Source organism: Rivihabitans pingtungensis (assembly GCF_003201855.1).
Classification (GTDB): domain Bacteria; phylum Pseudomonadota; class Gammaproteobacteria; order Burkholderiales; family Aquaspirillaceae; genus Rivihabitans; species Rivihabitans pingtungensis.
This window is the reverse complement of sequence record NZ_QJKI01000040.1, coordinates 1-10,128: the sequence shown is the minus strand read 5'-3', so window position 1 is coordinate 10,128 and position 10,128 is coordinate 1. Positions and strand designations below refer to the sequence as shown.

The following is a 10,128-nucleotide window of genomic DNA, read 5'->3' as shown; positions in this document are numbered from 1 at the left end:
GATGAAGAAACGTTGCGACGCGAGGTTGAGGCCAATGTGCGTGAACGCAACGCCAAAGCCATCCCCATCAAGTGGAAGTTCTCCACTCAGGATGCCCGACGTAAGCTTGCTCGTCTTTATCCTCGCGTTTCAACGTGACTGGCTACTAGGCGTGTGCAGACAGTGCGACAAGTACGGCAAGGTCGGGCAACAGTTAGCCGCTCTTAGCGCAGGCGATTGCTCGGGCGCGCCAGATAAAACCACTCCTGCCCCACTTGGGCGTTCGGGTTGGGGAAGACAATGCAGCCATCCTCCGCCGCCAGCACCGGCACGCCATCGTGGCGCACGCCAATCTGCTCACCCTGCTTGACCGCGTCAAAACTGGCGAACGGCCGCACAAAGCGGTCATCGGCGTGCATTTTGTCGATCACTTCATACAGCGCCAGCATTTCGCAGTCGCTGGCAGGCCGAGCCTCGGGGGCCGGCGCGTCGCTCAGGCCCAGATGCGCCAGGGTGTTGCAAATGGCGGTGTAGGCCACGTCCGGCGCCTGTGGGTCGGCGTGCTGGCCGCACTCCAGCGTCAACGCCCAGCCGCCGTGCGCACGCATGTATTCGGTGGTGCCCACGCCGTAGCGGGTGTCGGTGTTCAGTTGGGTGGCGCGGTCGGTCTGGTGGCCAAACACCTTCACCCGCCGCTCGACGCCCAGCGCATAGGTGGACAGCCAGCCTTCGATAAAGCGGTTCACCCCCAGCCGCACCGCCAGCGCCTGCTCTTGCTCGGCAAAGGCAAACGGCTCCAGCGGGCCGTCGTTATTGCGCGGCCCCATAAAGGCAAACGGCACGCCCGGCGCCAGAAACGAATGCAAATCCAGCAGCACATCATGCGCAGCCAGCTGCGGGCACAGCCAGTTGGCGATGTGGTCTTCAAACTCTTGCGGCGCATCGGTCGGCGCCAGATTGCGGTTCAGGTTGCGGTCGCCAGCGCGCTGCACCTTGTTGTAAGCCAGCGGATTGGTGACCGGCACAAAGGTGACACTGCCGCGCAGCAAACGGGTGCGACCGCTGTTGAGGTCGTCGATCACCCGCAAAATGCCCAGCCGGCCGCACACCTCGTTGCCGTGCACCGCGCCCAGCACAATCAGCCGAGGGCCGGGTTCGATGGCGGAAAAGTGAACAGACTGGAAATGCATGGGAACGGTCATGACGCGCCTCGGCAGAGCAGGGAATAAAAAATGGAAAATGCACAGAAAAGGCCACGTGTATGTGGCCATGTGTCACGCCTGAATTAGCGTGACAGTTGTGTTAATTTAGTTTGATAGTGTAGTACATTATCAAACTGTAATGCAGATTCAAGTTCAGCGCGATTGTGTGACACACCATCGGTCATTTTTACCGCGCATGCTGGCCAGCAGAATGGGGCAATATCCGCACATGGCAGCCAAGACAGCTGGCCTGTGCACCACCACCAAGCCCGGCATTGTTCTGCTACGATGCCATTCTTTGCACTGGGCCGTGCATGGCCCGCCTGGCACATTCAGCATATAAGGAACTCACATGAAAGTCGGTTACATCGGCCTGGGCATCATGGGGCGCGCTTGCGCGGCCAATCTGCTGCGCGCCGGCCATACGCTGTCGGTTTATGCCCGTCGCCCGGAAAGCGCCGCCGAACTGGTCACCCAGGGTGCGCGGGTGTATGCCAGCCCGGCCGAACTGGCACGCGAGGTGGAGATTGTCATCAGCAATGTCTCGGATACGCCGGACGTGGAAGAAGTCATGCTGGGTGAACACGGCGTGATCCACGGCGCCCACCCAGGGCTGATTGCCATCGACATGAGCACCATCAAGCCGCTGGCGGCGCGCGACATCGCCGCCAAACTGGCCGCCGCCGGGGTGGATTTTCTTGATGCGCCGGTGTCGGGCGGCGAGATTGGCGCCATCAACGGCACACTGACCATCATGGTGGGCGGCAAGGCCGCGGCGCTGGATACCGCCCGCCCGGTGCTGGAAGCCATGGGCAAGACTATCACCCGCATTGGGGACTCCGGCGCTGGCCAGGTGGCCAAGGCCTGCAATCAGATTGTGGTGGCGGTCACCATCGAGGCGGTGGCCGAGGCGATGGCGCTGGCGCGCGCCTGCGGGGTGGATCCGGCTCCGGTGCGCGAAGCGCTGCTGGGCGGTTTTGCCGGCAGCCGCGTGCTGGATGTGCACGGCCAACGCATCATCGACGACAACTACGCCCCTGGCTTCAAGGCCAGGCTGCACCAAAAAGACATGGGGATTGTCGCCGACACCGCCGCCGCGCTGGGCATCCGCCTGGATGCCGCCAGCCACGCCGCCGAGTTGATTCAGCAATTGGTGGCCCAAGGCGATGGCGAGCTGGATTCTTCGGCAATTGCCCGGCTGATTGCCAGCCGACGCGCCTGAGCGTGAACAGGCGCCCACCCGAAGCCAGCATGGGGTGGGTGCCTCAGCCTGATGCCGCTGTATGCGAAACACAGCCCATTAGACAGTAAAAAACTGCAAAATCAACAATCTGAATAACAGCCAGCGCGAACAGAACGGGCTTCAACAGGCGTCTAGTAGCCAGTCACGTTGAAACACAAGGGCTTGTGCGCCACGAAGAACCCCACGTCGCATCACACCGAGTCATTCCCGCGCAGGCGGGAATCCAGGCGTGTCCACAGCGTACTGCGGTCTAAGCGCCAGCCAGTCGGTTCAAATCATGGTGACTGGCTACTAGTTTTTTACCATCCCGCGCAACACCTTCAGCACACTGTCCCGCATCTGCCCCTGCGCGCTGGCGTTGGGATGAATGCCATCCGCCTGAAACCGCGTGCGGTCGGTGGCAAAGCCTTCCACCAAGAGCGGCACAAACGGCAACTTTCGCTGTTTGGCCAAGTCGGAATACACCATCTGGAAAGCCCGGCCATACGCCTGGCCGTAGTTGGGCGGCAGCGCCATGCCCACCAGCAACACGCGGGCCTTGCTTTGTGCCGACATGGCCACCATCTGCTCCAGATTGGCGCGCATATCATCCGGCGGCAGGCCGCGCAGGCCGTCGTTGCCGCCCAGCTCCAGAATGACGATATCGGGCTTGTGCCGCGCCAGCGCCGCCGGCAGGCGCGACAGGCCGCCGGCCGTGGTTTCGCCCGACTGGCTGGCGTTGACCACCTGATGGGCGGGCAGCGCCTGGCGCAGCAAATCCACCCAGCCTTCGCCGGGGCGCAAGCCATAGCCGGCGGACAACGAGTCGCCAAACACCATGATGGTGGCCGCCCAGCCGGGCGCGCTCAACAGCATGGCCATACACAACAGGATCATTCTTTTCATGTCTGCACCTTCTTTGACGCCGATTTTGCAAGCCGTCGATGTCGCCCGGCAAGTGGTCTATGGCGGCGATACGCTCACCATTCTGCGCGGAGTCAATATGACCGTCGCCACCGGCGAGACGGTGGCGATTGTGGGAAGTTCCGGCTCGGGCAAATCCACCCTGCTGGGCATTCTGGCCGGGCTGGACCACGCCAGCAATGGCCAGGTGCTGCTGTTTGGCAAAAGCCTGTCGCACCTGAGCGAGGACGAGCGCGCCAAGCTGCGCCAGCGGCTGGTGGGTTTTGTGTTTCAGTCGTTTCAGCTGCTGCCGGCGCTGACCGCGCTGGAAAACGTCATGCTGCCGCTGGAGCTGGCCGGGCTGCGCGGCGCGCGCGAGCAGGCCGCCGCCATGCTGGCGCGGGTGGGCCTGGCGCACCGGCTGGGGCATTATCCGCGCCATTTGTCTGGCGGCGAACAGCAGCGGGTGGCGCTGGCGCGGGCTTTTGTCGGCGAACCCAAGCTGCTGTTTGCCGACGAGCCCACCGGCAATCTGGACGCCGACACCGGCGCGCAGGTGATCGAACTCTTGTTCACCCTCAACCGCGAACAAGACACCACCCTGGTGCTAGTCACCCACGACGCCAGCCTGGCGGCGCGCTGCGAGCGGGTGCTGCGGCTGGAGCAAGGCAAACTGACGGAGGCGCGCCATGCCGGGGTTTGAACGCATGCGGCTGGCGCTGCGCATGATGCGCCGCGAACTGCGCGCGGGCGAGCTCACCGTGCTGCTGGCCGCCCTGCTGGTGGCGGTGGCGGCGATGAGCAGCGTGGGGTTTTTCACCAATCGGGTGGATCGCGCCCTGCATCTGCAAGCCAGCCAGCTGCTGGCGGCGGATGTGGTGATCAATAGCGACCAGGACAATCTGGCCCGCTGGCAAGGCCAGCTGGGCGGGCTGCGCCACACGCAGACGCTGACCTTTCCCAGCATGACCCTGGCCAATGGCCAAAGCCAGCTGGCCACCTTCAAGGCGGTTAGCCCCGGTTATCCGCTGCGCGGCGAAGTCACCGTCAGCCAGCACGGGCAAACGCGCAGCGGCCAACTGATTCCGGCGCCGGGCACGGTGTGGGCCGACGCCCGCTTGCTGAACAAGCTCAAGCTGCGCGAAGGCGACTGGCTGGAAGTCGGCGCCAGCCGGCTGCAAGTGGCCGGCGTGCTGGTGCGCGAGCCAGACGCGGCGATGGATATTTATAACTTTATTCCCCGGCTGATGCTGCACGCCAACGACGTAGCCGCCACTGGCCTGATCCAGACCGGCAGCCGCGCGCGCTGGCGGCTGCTGCTGGCCGGCGCGCCGGCCGAGGTCGAGGCGTTTCGTCAGCAGGCCAGCGCCCAGTTGGCGCGCGGCGAGCGCATCGAAAACGTGGAAGAAGCCCGCCCGGAAATCCGCACCGCGCTGGAGCGCGCCAAGCGCGTGCTGGGCCTGACCGCGCTGCTGGCGGTGGCGCTGTCCGCCGTGGCGGTGGCGCTGGCCTGCCGGCGGTATGTTAATCGCCATCGGCAGGCGGTGGCGGTGATGCGCTGCCTGGGCGCCAGCCAGGGCGATATGCTGTGGCTGCACCTCAGCCAGTTTTTTGCCCTGGCGCTGCTGGCCGGGCTGGCCGGCTGCGCGCTGGGCTGGCTGACGCAAGAGCTTGTGCTGGCCCAACTGGCCAGCCTGCTGGGGCAAAGCCTGCCGCCGGCCGGCTGGCAGCCGTGGGCGCAAGGTCTGGCGGTGGGCGCCACCTTGCTGTTTGGCTTTGCCGTGCCGCCGCTGCTGGCGCTGCGCCGCGCGCCCACGCTGGCCGTGCTGCGCGACGCCCCGCCGGACGACGCCGCCGCGCGCGGCAGCTATCTGCTGGGCGGCGCCACGCTGTTGGCGCTGATGGGCTGGCAAGCCGGCGAATGGCCGCTGGCGCTTGCGGTGGCGCTGGGCTTTGCCGGCTTTGCCGCGCTGGCGGCGCTGCTGGCCTGGCTGCTGTTGGCCCTGCTGCGCCGGCTGCCCGGATCGGGCCAGGTGGGCTGGCGCTATGGCCTGGCCAACCTGGCCCGGCGGCGCGCGCTGTCCATCACCCAGATGGTGGCGCTGGCCAGCGGGCTGATGGCCTTGCTGATTCTCACCGTGGTGCACGGCGACCTGCTGGCCGCCTGGCAGCGCAATGTGCCGGCCGATGCCCCCAACCGCTTTGTCATCAATATCCAGCCGCCGCAACGCGAGCCAGTGCGCGAGCTGCTGCGCAGCCAGGGCCTGCCGGCGCCCGAGCTGGCGCCGATGGTGCGCGCGCGGCTGCTGTCGATCAACGACCGCCAGGTGCGCCCCGAGCAATACCCGGACGAACGCGCCCAGCGCCTGGCCGAACGCGAATTCAATCTGTCCTGGGCCGAGCAACTGCCGGCAGATAACCGCATCAGCGCCGGTGCGGCGTGGGAGCCCAGCAAGCCGGGGTTTTCTGTCGAAGAAGGCATTGCCGACACCCTGGGCATTCGCGTGGGCGACGTGCTGCGCTTTGACCTGGCCGGCAACGAGCTGCACGCGCCGGTCACCAGCCTGCGCAAGGTGCAGTGGGACACCTTCAAGGTGAATTTCTTTGTTTACGCCAGCCCGGCGATGCTGGCCAATCAACCGGCCAGCTATATCACCAGTTTTCATCTGCCGCCCACCCAGGCGGCCGTGGTGGACTTGCTGGTGGCGAAATTCCCCAACCTCACCGTGCTGGACGTCGGCCTGATTCTGGCGGAAGTGCGCAATATGGTCGGCCGCCTGGTGGAAGCCATGCGCGGAGTGTTTGGCTTTAGCCTGCTGGCCGGGCTGGTGGTGCTGTGGACCGCCACCGTCTCGACCCAGGACGAGCGCGCCCGCGACGTGGCGCTGTTGCGCACCCTGGGCGCTTCGCGCCGGCAGGTGGTGGGCGTGGTGTTGGGCGAATTGCTCTGGCTGGGCGGCCTGGCCGGCCTGCTGGCGGCGCTGGGCGCGCTGGCGCTGTCCGCCATCGTCAGCGCCCGGCTGCTGAACCTGCCAGTAGAAGCCAACCCCTGGCTGCTGCTGTGGGGCCCGCTGGCCGGCGCCGTGGCCGTCACCCTGGCCGGCTGGCCCACCGGCCGCCAGATTGTGCGCACCCCGCCGCTGGATACCCTGCGGCGGCTGGGCTGACAGGGCGCCCGCGCCTGGGGCCGGCGGTGAAGATGCGCGCTAAGCGGCGTGAGCGCAAACGCGCCACGCCGCCATGGCAGCGCAGACTTCTGGCATAATTTTTCAGCATCCGCCCCGCCATTCTCCAGACCGGATTCCTGATGTTGCCGCTGAATCACTATATCGAGCACGAAGCCGAACGCCTGATCGCCGAAGCCGTCGCCAACCACGCCACCGAACTGGTGTTCGACTCGCTGCGCCTTGAAATACTGCCGGCCAGCCTGCGCCAACTGCCCCGACTCGAAAAACTATCATTGAAAAGATGCCGGCAACTGCGCGACATCACCCAGATTGCCGCCTTGACTCAGTTGGAAGAGTTGGAATTGGCCGGCTGCGAGGCGCTGGCGGATTTTCGGCCTATTGAGGGGCTGAAAGCGTTGCGGGGTTTGGACCTCAGTCATTGTCGTCAGTTGACTAAACTGACAGGGCTGGCTCAATTGACCGGGCTTCGGCGGCTGGATTTGAGTGGGTGTGAGCAAGTCAGTGACCTGGTCCCGCTCGCTCAGCTCACCCGCCTCCAGCAACTGGGTTTGAGCGGGTGCGAAATCAGCGACCTGACCCCGCTCGCTCAGTTCTCCAACCTCCAGCAACTGGACTTGAGCAGATGCGAGCAAATCAGCGACCTGACCGCGCTCGCTCAACTCACCAGCCTCCAGCAACTGGACTTGCGCGGGTGCAAGCAAGTCAGCGACCTGACCCTGTTCGCTCAGCTCTCCGGCCTCCAGCAACTTGGCTTGAGCGAGTGCCGGCAAATCAGCGACCTGACCCCACTCGCTCAGCTCTCCGGCCTACAGCAACTTAACTTGAGCGGGTGCGAGCAAATCAGCGACCTGACCGCGCTCGCTCAGCTCTCCAGCCTCCAGCAACTGGATTTGAGCAGGTGCGAGCAAATCAGCGACCTGACCTCGCTCGCCCAGCTCTCCAGACTTCAGCAACTAAATGTGAGTGAGTGCGAGCAAATCAGTGACCTGACCCCACTTGCTCAGCTCTCCAGCCTCCAGCAACTGGATTTGAGTAAGTGCGAGCAAATCAGCGACCTGACCCCGCTCGCTCAGATCTCCAGCCTCCAGCAACTGAACTTGAGCTGGGGCGAACAAATCAGTGACCTGATCCCGCTCGCTCAGCTTTCCAGCCTCCAGCAACTTAATTTGAGCTGGTTCAGGCAAACCAACGACCTAACGCTCCCCCGCCTACAGCAGCTAAATTTGCGTGGCTCAGGAGTCCATCTCAGCGACCTGGCCGCACTACAGTCTGTCCCCAAGCTCAACACACTTGCATGCAGCTTTCCCTTTACTTGCTTTCCCGGCCATAGCCCCATCAATCAGCTCGTCTATTTGCAAAGCCTGCAAGCAGACACCCTGCTTGATGCGCCTCAGGAGCTGGCCCATGATCATAATCGTGACGACGACTCAGGCACCGCATGCCTAGACCGCATCCTAGCCTGGCAGCAAGACATCGTGGCCACTGGCGAGGCCAGTAATCGCGAAGTGAAGATTTTTGTCCTGGGCAATGGCCGCGTCGGTAAAACCCAAATCTGCCGACGATTGCAAGGCTTGTCATTTGATGAAGGGGTAGCCAGCACGCATGGCATCCATCTGGGGCGCTTTCCCCTGTTGTTTGACAATGCCGGGCAACCCACGCTGTTTGGCAATCTGTGGGATTTTGGCGGTCAGGATATTTATCTGGGCATGCACAGCCTGTTTCTGGATGAACGGGCGGTGTATGTGATTGTGTGGACGCCCGAGCATGAAAACCCCGATGCGTTTGAAGAAAATGGCGTGCCCATGCAAAACCGGCCGCTGGTGTACTGGCTGGAATATGTGCGCTCACTGGCCGGGGCCCATGCGCCGGTGATGGTGGTGCAATCGCAATGCGACCGAGTCTGCGACGAGCAGGAAGCCCCGATTCCTGGCTCGCATGGTTTTACTCGCCTGCAACGCACGGCGTGCAGCGCCAAACAACGTGATGGCCTGGAGCGCTTTCTCCCGATGCTCAAGGCAGCCGCCCGCTTGCTGCAAGAGCGCTATGGCGCCGTCCGGCTGCCACAAAGTTGGGTGGATATTGCCGACCAGCTGCGCGCGCAGCGCGATGTCGGGTACAAAACCCTCAGTTGGCCGGACTACGTCGAGTTATGCCAGGCTGCCCATTCGCAGGCGATTCCCCAGGTGTCGATTGAGTATCTGCACCGCGCCGGGCAGGTTTTTTGGCGCGCTGAGCTGTTTGATCAGCAGGTGGTGTTGGATCAGGCCTGGGCGTTGAGCGGCATCTATGCGGTATTGGATCGCGCCAGCACTTTGCCGATGATCCGAGAGCGGGATGGTAAATTTACCCAAGACCTCTTGAATGCTTTGGTTTGGCGCGAGTATTCAAGCGAAGAGCAAGTACTATTCCTGTCGATGATGCAGCAGTGCGGCGTTTTTTTTCACGTTAGTGACGGCGTGTATATTTCCCCCGGCCTATTGCCGGAATATGCAAAAGTATTGGAACAAGTCGAAAAAATCTGGTGCGAGCAAGCCGCAGAGGCGCGCGCCTGTCTGGAATACCACTTTTTGCACGAAGGCGTGCTGCGCGCCGTGCTGTGCGCTATCGGTGAAAAGGCCGGAGAACATGCCGCATATTGGAAGACCGGGGTCGCCTATTACGATGGCCAAGCCAAAGGCCCGGTGCGCATCTCGGTAGAGCCGCTGGGCGTGGACGCCAGCTCCGCCAGGGGGCGCATTGTGGTGGAGGCCGGGGGCCGTGGCGCGGCTGGGGTGGTGGCGCATTTGACTGAGTCGATTCAGCAAATCCGCATTGGCCAAGCGCCCACCGTGCAATGGGAAATTGGTGAAGCATGCCATGACAGTGAGGATATAGACTTCGGCGATATCCTAGATCAACACGAACACCAAGCCTTTGCTGAGATACAGCCTCGCGCTATGCCTTCGGTTTATGTGTCGTATGCCTGGGGTGGCGAGAGCGACGCCACAGTGGCCGCGCTACAGGATGCGCTGGCCCCTTGGGTCAAGGTGCACCGCGACAAAGACGTGATGCGCACGGGCGATAGCATTCGCCAGTTTGAGGAGGAAATCGGCCATGGCTTGTGCGTGATTGTCGTGCTGAGCGCCAAATACACCCAATCGGTGGATTGCATGCGTGAGCTGGGGTTTATCTGGGAGCGCGCACAACGCCAGGCCGAGCAGTTTGCCAAGCGGATTATTCCGGTGGTGCTGGAGGATGCCGGGATTAACGACCTGGAAGACCGCTTGGCACGCGTTCAGTATTGGCAAGATAAGCTGGCAAGATTAGAAAATTCAGCCCGTAAGGTTGGCCCAACGGATTGCGGGCAAAGCACCACGCAGCAGCTGCAAGACATCAAAACCTTTACCGTGCACCTTGCCGATGCGCTGTATACATTTGCCGACCGGGTGATGCCGCGCGCGGCGGCCTTGTCTGCGGCAGAGTTTGAGCCGGTGGTTGAGTTGGTAAAAAAGCGCTGCGGGCTTTAGAGCATGTTCTGAACCATCCCAACAACATCAGGAAGGTGCGGCAGCATCAACATGGCAAACGCCACGTAATGTAATCCAGCCAGCGTCTGCGGCAGCTTCTCGTAAGCTCTGGCCAAACGCCGGAAGCG

At 63.1% G+C, this 10,128-nt stretch carries 6 protein-coding genes; 4 read left to right on the top strand and 2 right to left on the bottom strand.

Annotated features, from left to right (window positions below):
* Positions 1 to 203: 203 nt before the first annotated feature.
* Entirely contained in the window at positions 204 to 1,181 is a 978-nt protein-coding gene (locus DFR34_RS16465) for a M14 family metallopeptidase (RefSeq protein ID WP_110392248.1), read from the bottom strand.
* A 352-nt stretch (positions 1,182 to 1,533) separates the two neighbouring features.
* Here DFR34_RS16465 and DFR34_RS16460 point away from each other — a divergent pair, with 352 nt between their 5' ends.
* On the top strand, positions 1,534 to 2,403 hold the full coding sequence (locus DFR34_RS16460) for an NAD(P)-dependent oxidoreductase (protein WP_110392247.1): 870 nt from the start codon (positions 1,534 to 1,536) through the stop codon (positions 2,401 to 2,403).
* Positions 2,404 to 2,715: 312 nt separating this feature from the next.
* Here DFR34_RS16460 and DFR34_RS16455 read toward each other — a convergent pair whose 3' ends face one another.
* Positions 2,716 to 3,309 (bottom strand): arylesterase, encoded by a 594-nt coding sequence (locus tag DFR34_RS16455; RefSeq protein ID WP_110392246.1) that lies wholly within the window; start codon positions 3,307 to 3,309, stop codon positions 2,716 to 2,718.
* On the opposite strand from DFR34_RS16455, the gene DFR34_RS16450 reads away from it, so the two are divergent.
* From DFR34_RS16450 to DFR34_RS16440, 3 genes are all read left to right on the top strand, one after another.
* Positions 3,308 to 4,009, top strand: coding sequence for an ABC transporter ATP-binding protein (locus DFR34_RS16450; RefSeq protein WP_110392245.1), 702 nt, complete (start codon positions 3,308 to 3,310; stop codon positions 4,007 to 4,009). The two genes, DFR34_RS16455 and DFR34_RS16450, sit on opposite strands and share 2 nt — an antisense overlap.
* Positions 3,996 to 6,473 carry an ABC transporter permease gene (locus DFR34_RS16445; RefSeq protein ID WP_110392244.1) on the top strand — a complete coding sequence of 826 codons (2,478 nt, stop codon included), beginning with the start codon at positions 3,996 to 3,998 and terminating at the stop codon, positions 6,471 to 6,473. Before DFR34_RS16450 ends, DFR34_RS16445 begins: the two co-directional genes overlap by 14 nt.
* A gap of 140 nt (positions 6,474 to 6,613) precedes the next feature.
* Positions 6,614 to 10,000 (top strand): leucine-rich repeat domain-containing protein, encoded by a 3,387-nt coding sequence (locus tag DFR34_RS16440; protein WP_110392243.1) that lies wholly within the window; start codon positions 6,614 to 6,616, stop codon positions 9,998 to 10,000.
* The last annotated feature ends 128 nt before the right edge of the window (positions 10,001 to 10,128 follow it).

Bases quoted from the DNA above. Each gene is read 5' to 3' on its own strand.
- DFR34_RS16465 (WP_110392248.1), bottom strand. From the start codon at position 1,181: ATGACCGTTCCCATGCATTTCCAGTCTGTTCACTTTTCCGCCATCGAA.
- DFR34_RS16450 (WP_110392245.1), top strand. From the start codon at position 3,308: ATGTCTGCACCTTCTTTGACGCCGATTTTGCAAGCCGTCGATGTCGCC.
- DFR34_RS16460 (WP_110392247.1), top strand. From the start codon at position 1,534: ATGAAAGTCGGTTACATCGGCCTGGGCATCATGGGGCGCGCTTGCGCG.
- DFR34_RS16445 (WP_110392244.1), top strand. From the start codon at position 3,996: ATGCCGGGGTTTGAACGCATGCGGCTGGCGCTGCGCATGATGCGCCGC.
- DFR34_RS16440 (WP_110392243.1), top strand. From the start codon at position 6,614: ATGTTGCCGCTGAATCACTATATCGAGCACGAAGCCGAACGCCTGATC.
- DFR34_RS16455 (WP_110392246.1), bottom strand. From the start codon at position 3,309: ATGAAAAGAATGATCCTGTTGTGTATGGCCATGCTGTTGAGCGCGCCC.